The 20,876-nt window shown below is 28.2% G+C and carries 19 protein-coding genes and 2 tRNA genes; 9 read left to right on the top strand and 12 right to left on the bottom strand.

Features of this window, described 5'->3' with window-relative positions; genetic code table 4:
• Nucleotides 1-22 precede the first annotated feature (22 nt).
• The 3 genes from tuf to ACWXVM_RS02840 form a co-directional block, all read right to left on the bottom strand.
• Complete coding sequence (tuf, locus tag ACWXVM_RS02850) at nt 23-1,216, bottom strand: elongation factor Tu (RefSeq protein ID WP_438340734.1); 1,194 nt, start codon at nt 1,214-1,216, stop codon at nt 23-25.
• A gap of 317 nt (nt 1,217-1,533) precedes the next feature.
• Nucleotides 1,534-2,106, bottom strand: a complete 573-nt coding sequence (locus tag ACWXVM_RS02845) for a diadenylate cyclase (protein WP_438340733.1) — start codon at nt 2,104-2,106, stop codon at nt 1,534-1,536.
• 18 nt (nt 2,107-2,124) lie between these two features.
• Nucleotides 2,125-2,523, bottom strand: coding sequence for a hypothetical protein (locus ACWXVM_RS02840; protein WP_438340732.1), 399 nt, complete (start codon nt 2,521-2,523; stop codon nt 2,125-2,127).
• Between the two features lie 127 nt (nt 2,524-2,650).
• Between ACWXVM_RS02840 and ACWXVM_RS02835 the strand changes: the two genes are divergently transcribed.
• The 4 genes from ACWXVM_RS02835 (at nt 2,651) to ACWXVM_RS02820 (ending at nt 6,364) form a co-directional block, all read left to right on the top strand.
• Nucleotides 2,651-3,847 (top strand): phosphoglycerate kinase, encoded by a 1,197-nt coding sequence (locus ACWXVM_RS02835; RefSeq protein WP_455994245.1) that lies wholly within the window; start codon nt 2,651-2,653, stop codon nt 3,845-3,847.
• A gap of 71 nt (nt 3,848-3,918) precedes the next feature.
• A complete protein-coding gene (gene asnA / locus ACWXVM_RS02830) occupies nt 3,919-4,899 on the top strand; it encodes an aspartate--ammonia ligase (protein ID WP_455994243.1) in 981 nt (326 codons plus the stop codon).
• A gap of 224 nt (nt 4,900-5,123) precedes the next feature.
• Nucleotides 5,124-6,269: a methionine adenosyltransferase gene (gene metK / locus ACWXVM_RS02825; protein WP_438340729.1), complete on the top strand. Its 1,146-nt coding sequence runs from the start codon at nt 5,124-5,126 to the stop codon at nt 6,267-6,269.
• A 21-nt stretch (nt 6,270-6,290) separates the two neighbouring features.
• Nucleotides 6,291-6,364, top strand: a tRNA-Trp gene (locus tag ACWXVM_RS02820).
• A gap of 105 nt (nt 6,365-6,469) precedes the next feature.
• On the opposite strand, the gene ACWXVM_RS02815 is transcribed toward ACWXVM_RS02820, so the two are convergent.
• On the bottom strand, nt 6,470-6,595 hold the full coding sequence (locus ACWXVM_RS02815; protein WP_455994241.1) for a hypothetical protein: 126 nt from the start codon (nt 6,593-6,595) through the stop codon (nt 6,470-6,472).
• A 162-nt stretch (nt 6,596-6,757) separates the two neighbouring features.
• Here ACWXVM_RS02815 and ACWXVM_RS02810 point away from each other — a divergent pair, with 162 nt between their 5' ends.
• The 4 genes from ACWXVM_RS02810 (at nt 6,758) to ACWXVM_RS02795 (ending at nt 9,148) form a co-directional block, all read left to right on the top strand.
• Nucleotides 6,758-7,825 (top strand): alanine/ornithine racemase family PLP-dependent enzyme, encoded by a 1,068-nt coding sequence (locus tag ACWXVM_RS02810; protein ID WP_455966039.1) that lies wholly within the window; start codon nt 6,758-6,760, stop codon nt 7,823-7,825.
• A gap of 149 nt (nt 7,826-7,974) precedes the next feature.
• A complete protein-coding gene (locus ACWXVM_RS02805; RefSeq protein ID WP_455994239.1) occupies nt 7,975-8,142 on the top strand; it encodes a hypothetical protein in 168 nt (55 codons plus the stop codon).
• Nucleotides 8,114-8,470, top strand: coding sequence for a transposase (locus ACWXVM_RS02800; protein WP_455994249.1), 357 nt, complete (start codon nt 8,114-8,116; stop codon nt 8,468-8,470). The genes ACWXVM_RS02805 and ACWXVM_RS02800 overlap by 29 nt, the downstream gene beginning before the upstream one ends.
• A gap of 96 nt (nt 8,471-8,566) precedes the next feature.
• Nucleotides 8,567-9,148, top strand: a complete 582-nt coding sequence (locus ACWXVM_RS02795) for an IS256 family transposase (protein WP_455994247.1) — start codon at nt 8,567-8,569, stop codon at nt 9,146-9,148.
• A 202-nt stretch (nt 9,149-9,350) separates the two neighbouring features.
• On the opposite strand, the gene ACWXVM_RS02790 is transcribed toward ACWXVM_RS02795, so the two are convergent.
• From ACWXVM_RS02790 to ychF, 3 genes are all read right to left on the bottom strand, one after another.
• Entirely contained in the window at nt 9,351-10,175 is an 825-nt protein-coding gene (locus tag ACWXVM_RS02790) for a hypothetical protein (protein ID WP_444705059.1), read from the bottom strand.
• The gene (locus tag ACWXVM_RS02785) at nt 10,175-11,653 is read right to left on the bottom strand and encodes a putative cysteine peptidase (protein WP_455994237.1); all 1,479 of its coding nucleotides are present in this window, start codon (nt 11,651-11,653) and stop codon (nt 10,175-10,177) included. The genes ACWXVM_RS02790 and ACWXVM_RS02785 overlap by 1 nt, the downstream gene beginning before the upstream one ends.
• A 284-nt stretch (nt 11,654-11,937) precedes the next feature.
• The gene (gene ychF / locus ACWXVM_RS02780) at nt 11,938-13,041 is read right to left on the bottom strand and encodes a redox-regulated ATPase YchF (RefSeq protein ID WP_455994235.1); all 1,104 of its coding nucleotides are present in this window, start codon (nt 13,039-13,041) and stop codon (nt 11,938-11,940) included.
• A gap of 110 nt (nt 13,042-13,151) precedes the next feature.
• On the opposite strand from ychF, the gene ACWXVM_RS02775 reads away from it, so the two are divergent.
• Nucleotides 13,152-13,730, top strand: a complete 579-nt coding sequence (locus ACWXVM_RS02775) for a thymidine kinase (RefSeq protein ID WP_438340723.1) — start codon at nt 13,152-13,154, stop codon at nt 13,728-13,730.
• 4 nt (nt 13,731-13,734) lie between these two features.
• Here ACWXVM_RS02775 and ACWXVM_RS02770 read toward each other — a convergent pair.
• From ACWXVM_RS02770 to ACWXVM_RS02750, 5 genes are all read right to left on the bottom strand, one after another.
• Nucleotides 13,735-13,810 (bottom strand) — tRNA-His (locus tag ACWXVM_RS02770).
• Between the two features lie 155 nt (nt 13,811-13,965).
• Nucleotides 13,966-15,753, bottom strand: a complete 1,788-nt coding sequence (locus ACWXVM_RS02765) for a hypothetical protein (protein WP_455994233.1) — start codon at nt 15,751-15,753, stop codon at nt 13,966-13,968.
• Nucleotides 15,754-15,844: 91 nt separating this feature from the next.
• On the bottom strand, nt 15,845-17,383 hold the full coding sequence (locus tag ACWXVM_RS02760; protein WP_455994231.1) for a hypothetical protein: 1,539 nt from the start codon (nt 17,381-17,383) through the stop codon (nt 15,845-15,847).
• 71 nt (nt 17,384-17,454) lie between these two features.
• Nucleotides 17,455-19,731, bottom strand: coding sequence for a hypothetical protein (locus tag ACWXVM_RS02755; protein ID WP_455994229.1), 2,277 nt, complete (start codon nt 19,729-19,731; stop codon nt 17,455-17,457).
• Nucleotides 19,732-19,787: 56 nt separating this feature from the next.
• Nucleotides 19,788-20,876 (bottom strand): hypothetical protein (locus tag ACWXVM_RS02750; protein ID WP_455994227.1); only part of this gene is annotated, 1,089 nt, incomplete at its 5' end.

The raw sequence follows: 20,876 nt of genomic DNA, 5'->3' as shown, positions 1-20,876 counted from the left end.
CAGCATATTTTTCAAACTAAAATTATTTTGTAATCTTTGTTACAGTTCCGGCACCAACAGTTCTACCACCTTCACGGATTGAGAATCTTGTTCCTTCTTCAACAGCAATAGGTGCAATTAAAGTAACTTTTAATTCAACTGTATCCCCTGGCATAACCATTTCACGTTGTCCGATGAATGCAATTCCACCTGTAACGTCTGTTGTACGGAAGTAGAATTGTGGTTTATAGTTTTGGAAGAAAGGTGTGTGACGTCCACCTTCTTCTTTTTTAAGAACATAAACTGTAGCTTCAAATTCTGTGTGAGGAACGATTGTTTTAGGTTTTGCTAAAACTTGTCCACGTTCAATTTCTGATCTATCAATACCACGTAGTAATAAACCAGCATTATCCCCAGCTTGAGCTTCTTTTAGGTTCTTTCTAAACATTTCGATACCAGTAACAACTGTTTTCTTAGTTGGCTTTAATCCAACAATTTCAACTTCTTCGTTAAGTGATAAAACACCACGTTCAACTCTACCAGTTGCAACTGTTCCACGTCCTGTAATTGTGAAAACGTCTTCAATAGCCATTAAGAATGGTTTTTCTGTTTCACGTTTTGGTTCTTCAATGTATGTATCAACAGCATCCATTAAGTCCATAATTTGTTGCTCATAAGCGGCGTCGCCTTGTAATGCTTTAAGAGCTGAACCGGCAATAACAGGTGTATTGTCTCCATCGAAACCATATTCGTTTAGCAATCCACGGATATCCATTTCAACTAAACCAATCATTTCTTCTCTTTCATCATCACTAAACATATCAATTTTGTTTAGGAAAACAACAATTTTAGGAACACCAACTTGTTTTGCCAATAAAATGTGTTCACGTGTTTGAGGCATAGGACCATCAGTAGCAGCAACTACTAATATTGCACCATCCATTTGAGCGGCACCTGTAATCATATTTTTAACATAGTCAGCGTGACCTGGACAGTCAACGTGTGCATAGTGACGCTTTTCTGTTTGGTATTCGATGTGTGAGGTGTTAATTGTAATACCACGTGCTTTTTCTTCTGGGGCATTATCGATTGAAGCGTAATCTCTAGCTTCTGATAAACCTTTTTTAGATAAAACTGTTGCTATCGCAGCTGTTAATGTTGTTTTACCATGGTCAACGTGACCGATTGTTCCAACGTTAACGTGAGCTTTTGAACGGTCAAAATCTACTTTTGCCATTTTCTTTCCTTTCGAGTTAACTATATAAATTTTTAATTTTTTTATAGATATTAAAATCTTTAAGATTAAACGCGTTTAACCACCTAAGCATAGCCTTTCATCTATGTCCTGTCCAAATTAAGGCGTTTAACATTGATTTTTAAAGTAAATAAGTAATGAAATAATTTTAACAAAAATAAAAATTTTTAAATTTTTTTTAAACTTTTATTATAAAAACTTTAAAAAAGTAATATAAATTTTTCAATTTAATTTAAGTCGTTTTTTCATTTTTAATTATCAAAAAATCACAAAATATAATAATACTAAATTAATAGCTATTAATTAGAATCCCTTAAAATTCTACCTAAAACTATTTGCAATTGTTCTAAAGGAACAGACTGTAGTACGCCATTTTCAGCAAGCGTTATACCACCGTTTTCTTCGCTCACAATTAATGTTGAAGCATCACTCATTTCAGAAATTCCCATTCCGGCGCGATGTCTTGCACCATATTTATTATCAATTGACTTCTTAGTTATTTTATAAAATGTAGCAACATAGTAAATTTTATTATTTCTTATAATAACCGCGCCATCATGTAAGGGGCTATGTTTATTAAAAATAGAAATTAAGATCGAGGAAGAAATATTCGCATCCAAAATAATTCCGTCTGTTCTTAGTGGGTCTAAATTATCATTATTTTCAATTGTTATAATTGCACCAGTTTTTGTTGCCGAAAGCTTCTCTAGCGCTTCTCTCAATTGATAAATTATTCTAATTTTAGTTGAGCTTCCAAGACTCTTTTTAATAGACTTATTTTTCTTCTTAGCATTTACAATGTTAATAATATAATTAACTGATAAAACAACCGAAATAAAGATTACAAAAAATAAAATAATATATTCAACCATTAAAAACCTCATCTAATTTTATGAATTACCATTTGCTAATTTAATAATTATTATCAAGACAATGATTTGAATAATTATTACAAAAATAATTGCCAAAATTCTTCTTAGTTTACTAATTGGTTTTGCTTGTGTTGCCTGTGGAGAATCAGATCATCTATCGAACTCAATATATGTTTGATACTTCATTTGCAATTGTGTTTGTCTATTCTGGGCTTGCTTAATTATTTCCTTATTTCTTTCATCCATAATATTCATAAATCTCATCTTTTGAAAATAATTAAAAATTTCCATCTCAGAATAATCCTTAAAAAATTTAGCATTCTTCTTATATGACTGAAATTCAGTAATGATTCTTGAGATATTATCGCTCTCAGGATCATAATTCAGGGTTCTTGTATCTTTTTGTTTTTGAGCCATCTTTCTCCTAACAATCAATAAATCATCATTTTAATATGTTTGATTATTAATTAAGATTATTTTATTATAATTACACATATATTAATAAAAATTTTATATTAAATTACTAAAAAATATAGGAGATAAAATGAAAAAAACAATCAAGGATATTGAACTTAAAGGAAAAAAAGTAATTCTAAGAGTTGATTTTAATGTCCCTGTTTCTAACGGAATGGTTATGGACACGAAAAGAATCGATGCAGCATTGCCGACAATCAAGTACATTTTAGACCATGGCGCATCACTAATTATGCTTTCACATTTAGGAAGAATAAAAGCTCCTGAAGACAAATTAAATAAATCGTTAAAGGTTGTTGTAGAAAAGTTTTCTGAAATTCTAGGCAAAAAAGTGAACTTTATTCCTGAAACTAGAGGTGAAGAAGTTAAAAAGGCAGCTTCAAACCTAAAACCAGGAGAAATTATTTTCTTAGAAAACACTCGTTTTGAGGATTTAAATGATAAGGCTGAATCGGGAAACAATGAAGAATTAGCAAAATATTGAGCTAGCCTAGGAGATGTTTATGTTAATGATGCCTTTGGTGCTTCACATCGTGCTCATGCTTCAACGGCAGGTATTGCAAAATTCATCAAGGAATCAGCACTTGGTTTATTAATGAACAATGAAGTTTTACACTTATCTAAAATATTAGATGGATTCGAAAGACCATATGTTGCTATTATTGGAGGAGCAAAAGTTAGTGACAAAATCAAGGTACTTGAAAAATTATTCAATGTTGCTGATAAAGTTCTAGTTGTTGGTGGAATGGCATATACCTTCCAAAAAGCATTGGGTCACAAAGTGGGAACATCAATTTGTGAAGATGACAAAGTAGAAATGGCAAAACAATATTTAATTGAATATAAGGACAAAATTGTTTTACCAATTGACAATGCTTACACTGATGAATTCGCTGATAAAACTCCTTTATTTACAACAAAAGATAATATCAACATTCCTGATGGATATATGGGATTAGATATTGGCCCACAATCAGTTGAGCTATTTAACGAAATTATCGCTTCCGCAAAAACAATATTTTGAAACGGACCTGCGGGAGTAACTGAATTCAAAAACTTTGAAAATGGAACAAAAGGTATTGCTATAGCTATTGCAAATAATGAAAGAGCTTACTCTGTTGTCGGTGGCGGTGATTCAGTAACTGCTATTAACAAACTAGGATACCAATCAAAATTCAGTTTTATTTCAACCGGTGGCGGAGCTTCTATCGAATTCATTCAAGGTAATAAAATGCCCGGTTTTGAAGCAATTCAAGATAAAGAGTAATAGTTTAATATAAATTAAAAGAGAGTTCATTTTTCAATGGACTTTTTTGTTTAATTTGTTAAAATTCTTTTATGAAAAAAACATGTTTAACATTAAAAGAAACTCAGTTTGCGATTGAAAAACTAAAAGACGTTTTTTCACATAAATTAAGAAGAGCCTTAAATCTTACAAGAGTATCGGCACCTATGTTTCTAAGAAGTAGTAGTGGCTTAAATGATGGTCTCTCAGGAGAAAAACCAGTTATATTTAGACCTAAAAATATTAATGAAGATATCGAAATTGTTCACTCACTAGCAAAATGAAAAAGAGATGCCCTGGCAAGATATAATTTTAACGTTTATGAAGGTATCTATACTGATATGAACGCAATAAGACAACAAGAAAATATTGATAAAACCCATTCTTTTTATGTCGACCAGTGAGATTGAGAATTAGTTATAAATAAAAAGGATCGTAATATTAATTTTCTTAAAAAGGTTGTTAAAAAAATATATAAATGCCTTAAAGAAACAGAAAAAACCATTAATAAAATTTATCAAATTTTCGCAACAAAACTTCCAGAAAAAATTTTCTTTATTAGTTCAAATGAACTATATAATCTCTACCCAAATATTTCGCCTGAGGAGAGAGAATACGAGATAGTAAAAGAACACAAAGCTATTTTTATTTACCAAATTGGTTATCTATTAAATGATAATAAGCCACATTCAAAAAGAGCTAAGGATTATGATGATTGGATGCTTAATGGTGATTTAATTGTTTATGATCCAATCAACGATATCGCTTTGGAACTAAGTAGTATGGGAATTAGAGTGGATGGTGATTCACTAAGAAAACAATATCAACTAAATGACTATGAAATAGCAAAAATAAGTCCATATCATAAGGCTATTTTAGAAAACAAATTGCCTTTAACTATCGGTGGGGGGCTAGGACAATCAAGAATTGCAATGTTTTTATTAGAAAAAAGACATATTGGTGAAGTTCAAGTTAGCATTTGAAATGATGAGACTAAAAAAACGATCAGTGAAAATGGCATAATTCTCTTATAAAATGATATACTTTTATCATAATTAAAATACATAAAGAGTTGTTAGCTTGACGGCGATGAAACATGCCAACCTGTTCGTATAGAATAAGGTGGATAGTCAGAGATTTTTATAAAAAATCTAACATGTATCATTTGTAAGTTTATTTAGTCAAAAAACAACCTATAAAATAGAGTTGTTTTTTTATGTTTTTAATTATAGCTATAGAAATTTAAAGGAGAAATACAATGAAGAGATTATTAACAAGCGAATCTGTGGGTGCGGGACATCCGGATAAAATTTGTGACCAAATTTCAGATGCAATTGTCGATGCTTTATTAAAGCAAGATAAATATTCAAGAGTAGCATGTGACGTTATAGCAAATGATGACCTCATATATATTGGTGGCCAAATTTCAACAAAAGGTTATATTGATACTATTAAGGAAGCATGAAAAATACTTAAAAATTTAGGCTATAAGGAAAACGATTTTAAAATAATTAACGCAATTACTGAACAAAGTCCTGATATTGCTCAGGGAGTAAACAAGGACAACAATAAAGAATTAGGTGCTGGCGATCAAGGGATTTTGTTTGGTTATGCCACTTGCGAAAATGAGTATTATATGCCATGGCCTATTGTGCTAGCTCATGAATTAGTAAAGCGTGCCGAAAATTTAAGAAGACATAAAAAATTTCCATATGCAAAGTCAGATATGAAAAGCCAAGTCACAGTTGAATATGATGATAAAAAAAATACATATACTATTAAAAAAGTTTTAATGTCAATTCAACATGAGGAAAATTTTAATTATGATAAATTTAAAACCTTTATAAAAACAAATATCGTTGACTATGTTTTAAAAGAACATAATTTCAATTTAGATTATGAATTATTAATAAATCCCACCGGTAGATTTGTAATAGGGGGACCAACCGGAGATACTGGTTTGACTGGTAGAAAAATAATTGTCGACACTTATGGTGGTTTTGCAAGACATGGTGGTGGGGCGTTTTCAGGCAAGGACGCAACCAAGATAGACCGTTCTGCAGCATATATGGCAAGATATATAACCAAAAATTTTGTTGCTGCTGGCATTGCAAAAAAAATGGAAATCCAATTATCTTATGCCATAGGATTGCCTAGACCACAATCAATTTATATTGAAACTTTTGGTACTTCTAAATATACAGAACAGGAAATAATTAATGCCGTTTATAAATTATTTGATTTAAGTGTTGAAGGAATTATAAACACACTAAATTTATTAAACCCAATTTTTCTACCAACCGCAACTTTTGGTCATTTTGGTAGAAATGACCTTAATTTAAGTTGAGAAAAAATTGACAAAATAAACGAAATAAAAGATTTCTTTAAAAATATAAAAAGATAAATTATAATTTTATATGTGTCTAGGGGATTAGTTTAATGGTAGAACAATGGACTCCAAACCCATTTGTGCGGGTTCGATTCCTGCATCCCCTGCCATATCATAAAATTGTTATAAAACAAGATGCATTACAAATGTATCTTGTTTTTTTAAAAAAGTAAAGCATTTCTTATTAATAGGTTTTAATAGGAAATGTAAAACGGCTAACTTCATGTTTTATGGCGATTTGGTTTATTTTTAATTTTTTCATTAGTTATATCGGTATAAATATCTTTTCTTTTTTTCTCAAAATCTGTTAAATTCCGGATTTCTATTTTTTTATATTTCACATTACCTCCTATAATGATTTTAAACTATAGGATGTTGCAAAATAATTGAGAATTTACAAATTACGAACAAAAATATGCCTTATTAAGAAATGGCAAAAAAGAATTTATAATTATTAAAAATAGCAAATAATATAGGAATTAAATTAAAATAAAGGAATAAAAATGGGATACCCAAAAATTATTATTAATGAAACTAAATTCAAAACTAACGTTAGAAGAGCAATCGAAATTTGCAAGGTTAAAAATATTGAAGTTTTAGCAGTAACTAAAGGTTTTTGCGGAAATAGAAGAATGGCGGAATTATATGCTGAGGCAGGCATAAAAAACTTTGGAGATTCACGGCTAGATAATTTTGAAATATATAAAGATATACCAGGTCACAAACAACTTTTAAGAATACCAATGATTTCTGAAATACCAAAAATGATTGAATTATGTGATTCATCTTTAAATGGCGATTTAGATGTTATTAAAAAAATTAGTGATTATTGTTTAAAAAACAATAAAAAGCCGCATGAAATTGTTTTAATGGTGGACTTAGGTGATAGGAGAGAAGGTGTTTTGCCAGAAGATGCTTTAAAATCAGCTAAATTAATTAATGAAATGAAAGGTGTTAAATTAATTGGTTTAGGATGCAATTTTGGATGTTATGGTGCTAGAATACCATCTGATGAAACAATGAAACAATTCGTTGAAATCCAACATCAAATTGAGAGTGAACTTAATATCAAATTAACTCATATGTCAGGCGGAAACTCATTGAGTTTACATATGGTGTGAGAAAATCGTATGCCAGAAGAAATCAATGTTTTAAGAATGGGTTTTGCAATGATTTTTGGTACTGAAGATATGTATCGTCAAACAATTGATGGGATGTATCGTGATGCATTTAGATGCGAAGTTGAAGTTGTTGAAGTTGATTATAAAAGCTCAATGCCAATTGGTGCTTGTGGAATTGATGCGTTTGGACATGTTCCTTATTTTGAAGACATTGGTGATATAAAAAGAATTATTTTGGCAATCGGTAAATTGGATACAATGTTTGATGCCATGATCCCATATGATGAAAAACTAAAAATTTTAGGTGGATCTTCAGATCATATGATTATCAACGCTCAAGATTCAAATATTGAATATAAAGCCGGTGACATCGTTACTTTTGGTCTTGACTGAGGAAGTTTATTATATCTATTCAATTCTTCATATGTAATTAAAGAATTTGAAAAATAGTTTAATTTTTGTAAAAAATAACCAAACTTATTGAAAAGAGATTTTTTGGAACTGTAGATAATTTTGTGTAAAAATCTCCTAATAGCAAATATTTAAACTCAAAATATTTATATAGGAAATTTTTTTAATATGCCAAAAAAGAAATTAAAATGCTAAGTGCAAAAGAATTATATGATAAATATAAACCAACAACTCAGAAAGAGGTTTACGAAATTATTAAGCAAAATACCAAAGATCTTATTCAAATAATACCAGAAGAAGAAATGAAAAAACACCTTGTTACGATAGATATGAGCATGAAAAACGATAAAAGATAGCTATCGAAATGGTAGTTATTCTAAAAATCTAAGATCAAATTTAGGTGAAATTAAACTTCAAATTCCGAGAGATAGAAACTCTGAATTTAAACCAACAATAGTTCCAAAATACCAGTATGATATTTCTAAAATTGAAAGCCAAATTATCGGTCTTTATTCAAAAAGAATTTCAACGAGATATATATCTCAAACTCTTAAAGAAATGTACGGAGTTGAAGTTAATGCTACTTTCGTTAGCAGAGTAACTGATAAGATAATTCCACACATAACGGAATGAAGAAATAGACCCTTAAAAAAACTTATGCCATGGTTTTTATTGATGGAATAAGGTTAAAGTTACAGAAGAAAATAAACTTGTTAAAAAGTCAGTTTACATAGTTATGAGATACTCTTTGGAAGGATATAAGGATGTTTTGGGTTCGAAATTGGGGAATCTGAATGTGCAAAATATTGAATTCAAGTACTAAATGACCTTAAATTAAGGGGCATTCATGAGATATATCTCATGGCGGGTGATAATTTAGTGGGAATTAGCGAAGCAATCAAAGCTGTTTATCCTAAAACACAAATTCAAAAGTGCATAGTTCATCAAATAAGAAATTCGGCAAAACATGTTAACTATAAAGATTTAAAAGAATTTACCCAAGATATGAAAAATATTTATAAATCCAGCAACCTGGATGAGGCTTCAAGATTTCTTGAAATTTTTGAACAAAAATGAGATTCTAAATATCATTATGCAGTCAAAAGTTGAAGAAATAATTTCGATGAATTAGTTACTTTTTTTAATTTTCCAGCGGAAATTAGAAAACTAATTTATACAACAAATGTTATTGAAAATTTAAATAGAAATATTAGAAAAATTTCTAAAAAAACTTCATTTCCTACTGATGACTCTTTAATAAAAATAATTTATTTTGCAATTCAAAATCAAGTTGAAAAATGAGGTAAATCCGTTCCTAACTGAGGGGTTGTTTATAACCAATTGCAAATAATTTTCGAATAATAATAATAATAATAATAATAATAATAATAATAATAATAATTTAAAATAACCAAATAACATTTAGGAGATTAAATTCTCCGATTTTGTTATGTTATTTGGTTATTTTTACATAATAAATTTAGATTTATGTAAGCTATTCTCAAATCTCTTACTCAAAAAGTAAGCAGGAGATAAATTTACACAAAATTTACTACACTACCTATTAATAATGCAAATTATAAATATTTATCTCTTTTTTGCTACCATCCTTTGCTTCCAATTCTTCATATTCCTTTATTTTTGAATAATCACTAGGTATGTATCTATTTATAAAAATTTTTAAAGTTGCATCTTTTTTATCGTTATCTATTCCAATTATTATAATATCTGCAATGTCCAATTCCTTATCATTATATTTAACCTTATGTTTATTAATAGCTGAAAGAAAAGATCTTGTTTGTAAAAAACTGGGATAAGGTGAATGAATTGTTTTTTTTCAATTTGTTACGTCTTTATAAGTGTCTTCTGAGCTTGTTTTAAAAATTTTAAAATCTTCTAAATCCTGAAATGGTGTAGCATATCATTGCTCAAATTCAAACCCATAAGGTAGAAATTGAGTAATCATTTTTTTAGGAAGATAAAATAGCACTATATCCTTTAAATTTGATATTTTTTCTTCAAATTCTTCTCTAAAATCTCCTTTATTATCTTTTGATGTATTTATAAGTTTAATTTTCAATGGGATAACATAAAAACCCTCTTTCTTAATGCTATTTATATATTTTTTAACTTCCTCTATTTTATTAGAGGTTTTAAATTCATATTTTTTAAAAGGATTTTTAATTAAAATGTTATCGCCCTTAAAGGCATCCTTATAAAGAGTTACATCTTCTAAATAATTTCTATGAGGCATTGATGGTCCGATTGGCATATTAAGACGATCTAAATGCGTTATCACCGAATATATGCTAAAGCCAAGCAATGGAGCACCAATCACAACAGTTGGCACCAGCGCGCCTATTAATGCAATTTTTGTTTTCTTTTTCATTATTTTATTAACTCGCAATCCTTTAATCTTTCTGTAATTTCACTTCCAGTAACAAAATTAGCACCATCCCAAAAATATTTTCCTAGTTCACCTTGATCTTTATTTTCTAAATATTCAAGCCATTTAATGTTGTTTGTATCAATAATAACTTGATTTCATTGGTCATATCAATCAAAATTAACTAGTGCTCTTCCATCTTCATAAACTCCATAAGCTACATAAATATGCGAAGATTCGCCATTCAATTCATATCCACCATTCTTAAATTCTCTTGTATCCGAAACTAGAAATGCTGGTATTTTTTTATCCTTAATAAAATTTACAATATTATTGCTTCTGTTATATCAATAACTAAATGTATAATCAACATATTTTTTGTTTAATAGATTTTTAATAATTTCTTTCCTATTTCAGTATGTTGTACCCTTCTTGAATTTAAATTTTTCTAAAAGATCTTTCATATAAACATCATTTAATTTTGGAGAAAAATAATTTTCTTTTAAATATTTAACTTTTTCATTATTAGTTAAATTGGAAAAATATGTTCTGAGCTGATGAGTTTTTTCATACTCATAATCATAAACAAGGTCACCATTTATAATTTCCCATGGCATTGAGTCATAATCATATATTATTCCTGCATCAAAGGATTCTGTTTTATCTATATATTTTTCTTCTTCTTGAAATCCTAAATATCTAGGATTTAAAAAATAATTATTATAAAGTATCATCTGATTTATGGCAATATAGCCGCATATTCCACCTCAGTCTTCTTCGTTTGTGTAATATTTAGCATCATTAATTCCAAAAACCTTATTGTTGTTTGATTTAAAAAATCATGAATACCTAATTTCATCATCAGCATATAAAAAACCGTTGTATTCATTTCTTATACCATTTTTCTTGAAATCTGTTAAACTAGAATTTTTTACGGTGTTTAAATTCCAAATATTAAAATTGCTAAAATTAACATTTTTAAAATTTTTTTCAATTTTTTTAGATTGATCTTTTCAATCATCGGTCACATTTTTGGTTTTCTTAATAGGCCTATGAACGTCACCGGGAAATGGTTTATCCCTATCGCGAATATTTGTATAATCAAATGATGTTTCGCTATTTCTTAATATTATTGTATCCTTATTAGGAAACATTAGCATCATTTCTGGCGTAAAAATATAATAAGGATTAACTTCTACTATTTTTTCTCTACCATGATCAAAGATTGAATAACCACCATTTTCATAGCCGACTATATAGTTATATTTATCAATATTAAAAAAATTACCTGATATAAATTTAATTTTGGTATCTTGTCGCCCTGTTAGTCTTATAAAATCGCACAAACAATAAGCACCAACTTTTTCCTTATATTTTATTTCTAATGCTTCATCTGTATTGTTACTATTTTTAGTATAAGAGATAACCAATATTGGACTAACCACTAGCGGCAATCCTAGTAAAAAACTTATCTTTTTCATATATCCCCCTTAACTTAATTTTAAAACTTTAAATTTTTTCAACAATAAATGAGGCGTTTTTTACAAAAAAATACATATTTAATATCAAAAAATAGACCCAAAACCCTAACTAGTTTTAGGCCTATTGGTTCTATTATTAACCTTTATTTTTTATAAAATATTCATTAATAAAATACTTCATTTTTACAATTTAATATTTTAAAAATTAAAACATTAAATAAAAAATTAATATTTTATCCCTGTCATTAATAAACAAATACATTATGAAAATTTCTTTTGTAATTTTATTTAGCTATCTTAAAATAACAAACATCTCCATCCTTCATTAGATAATTTCGGCCTTCTAGCATCATTTTACCTGCTTCTTTCGCTTGTTTTTCACCACCACAAGCAATATAGTCATCGTACTTAATAACCTCAGCTTTAACGAATTTCTTTTCAAAATCAGTATGAATAATTCCGGCACATTCAGCCGCATTCATTCCTTTTTTAAACACTCAAGCTCTTGTTTCAACTTCTCCAACAGTGAAATAGGTAGCTTGATCTAATAAATAAAAACTCTTAGATATAAGTTCGGCAAGTCCGGATTTATCGATATTATATTCATTTAAAAACATTGTTTTTTCTTCATTTAAAAAGCTAGATACTTCATATTCAATTTTTATACAAATTGGAATTATATATTCATTATTTTTTTCTAATTCTTGTTTTAATCTTAAAAAATGTTTTGCTTCTGATAGATTTTTGTATGAATTTGCATCAAGATTAGCAACATAAATAGTAGGCTTAATTGTAAGAAATTGATAATTTTTAATAATTGCCAATTCCTCAGATGAAAAGTCAATATCCTTTAGCATTTTTTCATCAGATAAATAATCTTTAATTCTAACCAAAAGTTCATATTCTTTTTTTAATTCCTTATCATTTGAGTTAATTGCCTTTTTGCCAATACGTCCTAGAACATTCTCAACCATCTGCAAATCTGCTAAAATTAGTTCTAAATTAATTATTTTTAGGTCGGCCAATGGATCAATATGATTTCTCACATGAACTATATCATCATTTTCAAAACATCTAATTACGTGTACTATTGCATCCACTTCACGGATGTTAGATAGAAACTTATTACCTAATCCCTCACCCTTCGAGGCCCCTTCGACAAGTCCGGCAATATCAACAAATTGAAATGTTGCTGGAACAATTTTTCTAGCATTAACAAGAGATGCTAAACTATATAATCTTGAATCTTCTAAATTAACTATTGCAATATTAGGTTCAATAGTAGTAAATGCGTAATTAGCTGACTCTGCTTCATTTAATGTTAAGGCTGAAAAAAGTGTGCTTTTTCCAACGTTTGGTAATCCCACAATCCCTGCTTTTAATGACATAAAAACCTCCGATAAAGAAAAAAATTTATACTAATAATTTTAATGTAATATAAGAAAATAATTTATTATTATAACAATAAATAACTCACAGAATTTAAGGTAGGTTTATTATGTATAAAAGATTCTCAAAAGGTATGATTGAGATTATCACAGGTCCCATGTTTAGTGGGAAAACCGAGGAACTACTAAGAAGATTAAGAACATTATCATATGCTAAATTTAATAGTTTAGTAATTAAGCCTGAATATGACAATCGTTTTTCTGATAGCGAAATAGTAAGTCGCTGTGGATTAAAAGAAAGAACTTTTTCAATTAAACAAATTGAAGATATTTATGAATTGCTTGACAAAGCTAAATATGATGCAATTTTAATTGATGAGGCTCATTTTTTTGGAAATAATTTAATTTCAGTGGCCGATGATTTGGCAAACAAGGGATATTTAATAATAATTGCTGGACTTGACCAAGATTATCGACGTCAACCTTTTGGGCCGATGCCTAATTTAATGGCTATTGCTGAAACAATTACTAAATTGCATGCTATTTGCGTAATATGTCAAAATGTTGCAACTACTTCATATAGAAAAATAAAAAATAAGAGTTTAAATTTATTAGGTAATTACAATGAATATGAAGCTAGATGTCGTAAGTGTCATTTATTAGGTGAAAATGTTCAAAAAATAAAATAAAAAATGGGGCGTTCGAAGGGGATCGAACCCTCGTATGCCGGAGCCACAACCCGGAGCGTTAACCACTTCGCCACGAACGCCATTTTCTAAATTGCTTTATTATTTTAACATAAATAAACGTTTTTTTACAAATTTTAGGTTTATTATCTACAATGTAAAGCAAATTTTATGAGTTTGAGTTTTTAATAGTTGCAATCAAAAAACACACATTTATTTTGCGTGTTTTTTTGATAAATTAAGCTTTTGCATCTAATTGAAAAAGTTCAATTTCATAAATAGTAGAGTGACCTTTAAACTTAAATGGAAGAACAATTTTACCATCTGCTTTCTTTTCTAAGCAAAGTGCTTTTCTACTATTTTTCTTATTAGAATTACTTGCAAAAAGTATTTCTTTTTTACGCCAAAGATCAACGAAATCCTTTGAGAAAATTCCTGATCCAAGGTTTTTTGCTTTGTTTTTCTTGTTGGGTTTCTTTTCGGAGAACATAAAATCATTTTTTTGATCAAAAGTAACATAGCCAAAGTAGTGATGTTTTCTTTCATTTGACAACCTACTATTTCCTTTTAATATAGTAATAATTGCATTTTTAACATCATCAGTAATTGAACTAGTTGATACAATTGACTTATTATTTATTTTATCAACTATTTTTTGTTGTTCCTCAGTTAGATTTTCCTCGACATTTGCATCCGGTTGTTTTTTCTTGGCATCTGTATTTTTATTTAAGCTGTTTTTTGCTTGCTCAAGTAAATTAGACAATTTTTTGGTAGCATCTTCTATTTTTTCGGAATCTGAACTATCTTGTTTAACAACTTCCTGTTGTTTTTTTAATTCATCGTCTAATTGCTTTTTAATATCATCATGTTTTTGGTTAGTAAGAGTTTTTGAATAATCTTCCACTTCTTTAGCTATTTTATTGAATGAAGCTAGTGCTTGTAGCTTAGAATCTTTTTCTTGTTGTGCATCATCAATATCCCTTTTTGCATTTTTGGCTTTAAGTGTAGCTTCAATTAATACTGATGAAATAGAATCAATTTGCTCCTTAGTACTTTTATCATTAATAGCATTTTCATTTTCTTGAATGACTTTATCCAATTCATCCTTTATTGCTTTATATCTAGAATCTGACTCCAATTCCTTGCTTATTTTTTTAGCGGCATTAAGATTATTATCAAATTCAACTCTTGCCTCGATTTCATCATCGATTGGTTCAGCCATTTTTTTTGCTTTTTCTGATGCATCTTTTAACTTTTTAGTTGCTGCTTCAAATTGTTCAGCAGTACTATTATCATTAATATTTTTAACTATTTCATTAACTTCCTTTTCCAGCATGGACTTTATTTCCGCATACTTAGGACCGCTCAAATATGTTAATTGATCATCGATGATATCTTTTTGCTTTTTATATTCTTGTTTTGTTTTTTCTAAAATATTATTTGTATTATCACTACCGTGTTGTCCATCTATCATTTGTTTGGATTCTTTAGCAGTATCAATAGCATTGGCTATTTTATTTGCTGCTTGCTTGAATTGCTCAACACTAGACTTGTCAGAAATTTCTTTTTTAGCAGTATTAATAGATGATTCAAGTTTAATTTTAGCTTCCTTATACTTATCATCTAGCAACGAGGATAATAACTTATTTGCTTCATCCAATTTAGTGTTATATAAGGATTTAACAGCTTCTAATGAATTATTATTTTTTACATCTATAGTATTTTTCTTAATTTCACTAACTTGACTAACTAACTTTAATAATGCATCCTTAAAATTGGAATTTGTTGACTTATCAGAATTTAGCACCTTTTTAGCATTATCGATAGCCTTTTTAATTTCTAACTTTTGTGAATCATTAAGTTTCTTATTAGATTTTAATTCTTGCTCAAAGGTTTCGATTTGCTGAGATAGCTCTTTTTTAGGTTTAGCATGTAACACGATCCCTACTGATAAACCGGTTGCAAGCACGACAGCTGTACCGCTAATAGAACCTAACGAAATTAGTAATTTACTCGATTTTTTCATTTTAATTTTCTCCCACATTTTTAGCGCAAAAATTATTATTAGTGCAATTCATTTATTGTACAGGTTTTACCTAATTTATAACATAACTAAATTAGTTATTTGTCATTTTCTTTAATTCATCACTAGTAAATAGTTCTATTTCATATATCTTATCGCTGCCTTTAAACTTAAAAGGTAGAACAACTTTGCCATCCTCCTTTAATTCAAGACATAATGCTTTTCTTCTGCTATTTGAACCGGCATATAAGACATCTTTTCTATTTATTAAATCCATAAATTCTTTAGCAAATAAATTTCCAAGATCTTTCTTTTTTCCTTTTGAATTTTCAGAAAATTGCAAGGTTGGTTCTTGCCCTTTTTTTGGCCTCTTGTAGCTTAAATAGCCAAAGAAGTATCTCACGTGTTCATTTTTATCATGACTTTTAGGAGAATTGTATATTTCAATAATAGCTTTTTTAACATCCTCGCTAATGGTGCTATTATTTAAAATTGTTTTATTTTTTATTTTTTCAACTAATGCCTTTTGCTCGGCTGTTAAAGTTTCTTCTGTAGTATCTGCTTTTTGTGCGTCTCTTTTGATTTGTTCAAAGAATTTTTTAAGGCTTTTAGTAATATCTTTAACTTTGCGAGAAGTTGTATTTTCCTGATCTACAATACTTTTTTGTTTATTTAACTCAACCTCTAATTTATTTTTAAGACCATCTTGTTCAGGTTTTTTTAATGTCTTAATAAACTCTTTAATTTCATTTTCTAATTTATAAAAATCGGCTTTTGCTGCTTTTTTAGTATCATCAGTTTTTGATTTATTATCAATTTTTTTCTTTTCTGCCTTAGCTTGATTAATTGCGTCATTAATTTCATTTGTGGCAGCAAGAAATTCATCCTTAGAACTTGATTCAGTTATCGTTTTTTTATTTTTATTAACTTTTTCTTCTAATGTCTTCTTAATAGTTGCGTATTCAGGTTTTGCTTCTAATGTTTTAATTAGTTCATTGGCTTTAGAAATAACTTTGTCATATTCTTCTTTAGCATTTTCTAAATTTTTATTAGAATTATTTAAATTATGAACATCAATTGATTGTTTTTCACTATTAGCAGTTTCAATAGCACTTATCAATGATTTAGTTGCATTTTCATACTGTTCTTTTGTACTTTTATCGCTAATTTCTTTTTTTGCTAAATTAATAGATGATTCCAATTTTGTTTTTATTTCTTTATATTCATCATTTGAAAGCATAGTTAGTAATTCATTGGCTTCATTCAATTTAGATTCATATATTTTTTTAGCTTCGCTTAATAATAAATCAGGTTTTGAATCAAAGCTTTTTTTCCTAATCTCACTAACCTGACTAACGAGTTTTGATAATGCTTCTCTAAAATTAATATTTGATGATTTGTCAGAATTTAACACTTCCTTAGCATCATCAATTACCTTTTTAATCTCGGTTTTTTGCGATTCGTTAAGCTTACTATTAGATTCTAATTCTAATTCAAAAGCTTGAATTTGTTGTGCTAATTCTTTTTTTGGTTTTGCTTTCATAACTAAACCAACCGATAAACCGGTAGCAAGTAAAACTACTGCGCCTGTAATAGAACCTAACGTGATTCATAATTTACTTGACTTTTTCATTTTTTTATAATCTCCCTAAATTTCAAAATAAATTTTTACTAATCAAATTTATTAAATCATTTAAACTGTTATTATTCTACAATGCTAAGGTTTGTTTTAAGCATATTCTTTAATTCATCACTTTTGAATAACACTATTTCATAATTTTTTTCATGTCCCTTAAATTTAAAGGGCAATACGACAGTTCCGTCTTCTTTTAATTGAAGCGATAAAGCTTTTCTGGCGTTGCTTGCTTTTGATGAAGTTGGAAAAACAATTTCTTTCTTTAATACTAAGTTAACGAATTCGCTAGCAAATATTCCATGGCCAAGATTTTTCGCCTTAATCTTGCCTTTTGGTCTTTTTTCTGAGAATTTAAAATCATGAGTTTTTTTATCAAAACTTATATATCCAAAGTAATAATTTACCTTTTCTTCATTAACTCTAGATTTATTTTTAAATATTTCAATAATTGAATTTTTTACATCCTCGGTAACGGCAGCTTCATTTATAATTGTTTTATCCTTAATCTTATCAACTATTTTTTGTTGTTCTGGATTTAAATTTTCTGATGCCTGTTCGCTTCTTTGAGATTCTCTCTTAATTTGTTCAAAGAAAGTCATAAGTTTCTTTGTAATTGTTTGAATTTTTCTGGCTGTTAAATTTTCTTTATTAATGTCATCTTTGCTTTTTTCTAATTCAGCTTCAAGTTTCATCTTAAGTTGAGTATGCTCAGGCTTTGTTAATGATTTTTGAATAAATTCAGTAATTTCAATTTCAAGTTTTTTAAATTCAGCTTTTGCTTCATCAATTTTTTGTTTTAAAATTTCTTTTTTATCTATTTCCTTTTTTTCATTATTAGCAGATTCGATAGCAGTTTCTAATTCCTTAGTTGCACTTTTATATTCTTGATCAGTAGTTTTATCATTAATCTTTGCTTTAATTTGGTTTAATGAATCATCTAATTTTTTCTTGACATTTTCGTATTTAGCTTCCTTAAGAGAACTTGATAATTCCTCAGCCTCCTTTAATTTTTCTTCATAATCTTTTTTAGCATCAACCTTTGGTGTGGTTTGCTTATCAAGTTCTATTTTTGCTTTTCTTGCATTGTCAAAAGCTTCTTCTAGTTTTTTTATTGCTTCTTTAAAATCATCAATGGTACTGCTATCACTAACACTATTAACAATCGCTTGAACTTCTTCCTGTAATTTATCTTTTATATCTTTATATTTGTCACCAGCCAATTCGACATCATATATATCAAGAAAATCATTGGATAATTTATTATAAAAAATCTGTTGTTGTTCTTCTAATTGGTGTTGTATTCTATCATCAATTGTTTTTTTATCATTCTTAGTTTTTTCTATTAATTCAGTTATTAACTTTGTAGCACTATCATATTGTTGTTTAGTACTCTTGTTTGTAACTTGATCTTTTAATTTCTTAAATGATTCATCAAATTTTTGTTTAATATCTTTGTATAAATCACCATCAAGTTCTTTTGATAATTTATCTCCTTCACTAATTTTTTCTTCATATTTATTTTTAGCTTCCAATAAATTCTTTTCTTCCAAATCAATTTGCTCTTTTAATTTCAAAGCTTCATCTATTGCCATTTGTAATTTAATTTTGGCTTCATCATAATCATGTTTTTTACTTTTGTTATTTAAATTATTAGTTATTTCTTTGATGGATAGATCTAATTTTGCTTTAACATCATAATACTTATTAGCTAAAAGCTTGTTTGATAGTTCTTTTGCTTCTTTAACTTTGTCATTAAAATCATTTTTAGTATTTTCGAGAGTATCAATTTCTTGTTTAGCTTGTATAGCTTCTTTTATCGCTACTTCTAGTTTTTGTTTTGCTTCGTCATAGTCGCTTTTTAAGCTGTCATCATTTATATTTTTTGTTGACTCATAGATAAATAAATCAAGTCTAGATTTAATGGCTTCATACCTTGGATATGATAATAGTATTTGTAATTGTTTAGCTTCTTGTAACTTGTTATTATACGATTTTTTTGCAAACCTCTTTAACTTGTCAATATCCATTTCTTCAGTATTTGGATTTTGTTTAATTTCTTCAACAGAATTAACTAATTGCGCAATGGCATTTTCAAAATTTAAGTTTTGTGAAGAAGTGCCAGAAAGAAAAGCCTTGGCAGCTTCTATTGCCTGCTTAATTTTTGTCTTCTGGTTTTCGTTAAACGAAATATTATTTTTTAATTCTTTTTCATATTGATCAATCTTTTGAATTAAAACATTTCTAGGCATAGATTGTTGTACAGTATAGATTGATATTCCCGCGGCTGCAGCAATAGTTCCAACATTGGCTCCGCATAATGCAATTAATAATTTACTAGACTTCATTACATACTCCTTATTATAAAAATAATTACTAATTATATATTTAAAACTCATTGAACTTATTTGTAGTTGCTAGGTTTCTCATTGCTTGTAAATAACTCAATTTCATATACCTTGGTATGATCTTTAAACTTAAATGGCAATACTATTTTTCCATCACTTTTTAATTCAAGAGCTAACGCCTTTCGAGCACTTTTACCTGTTTTATTAGTTGGAAAAATTATTTCCTTTTCATGGACAAGTTTGATAAATTTCTCATCGAAAAATCCGATACCAAGATTCTTATGTTTTATTTTGCTTTTATTCTTTTTAGTAGGCTTTTTCGACGAGAACTCAAAACTATTATTTTTAAATTCAATGTATCCGAAATAATAATGAAAATTTTCACCAGATACTTTGCTATTGTCTTTAAGTACTTCCAAAATATGTTTTTTAACTTCTTCTGTAATTTTATCTATCTTTAATAATGTTTTACTATTTAACTTATTAACTATATCTTTTTGTTCTTGCGTTAATCCATCATCAGGTTCTTCGGCCTTGTTTGCTTCCGACTTAGCTTGTTCAAATATTTTTGTAAGTTTTTCCGTTGCGTTTTTGATTTTTTTAGGTGTTGATGATTCACCATTAACTATTTGTTTTTGCTTATTTAATTCATTTTCTAAATTAGTTTTAATGCTCATTTGACTAGGTTTTGTTAATGTTTTTAAAAAATCTTCGACCTTTCGTTCCAAGGTCATAAATTCTGCTTCGGCATCCTTTTTTTCTTTTTCAGTATTTAATTTCTTATCAATTTTTTTCTTTTCTGACTTAGCTATTTTGATGGCTTTATCTACCTCACCAATTGCATTACCAATTTCTTCCCTAGTATTATTCACATTTACTGAATCTTTCTTTTCTTTAACCACCTTTTCTAAATCGTCTTTAATATTTTTATATTCATTGTTACTACCGAGCTCAGTAGCAATTCTTTCTGCTTCTGCAACTTTTTCATGCAATTTTTCTATTAATTTTAATCTAGCTCCAATTTCTAGTATTTCATCATAAGCACTAGCAATTAACTCTTCCAATTTTATAGTTGCTTCATCATACTCTTTTTTTGTATGTTTTCCACTACCTAATTTAGTTTTTATTTCTTCCACTTTTGAATG

The organism is Mycoplasma sp. 2261, from assembly GCF_053851575.1.
Note: the sequence above shows the minus strand (reverse complement) of the source record. Positions and strands in the feature narration are given on the sequence as shown.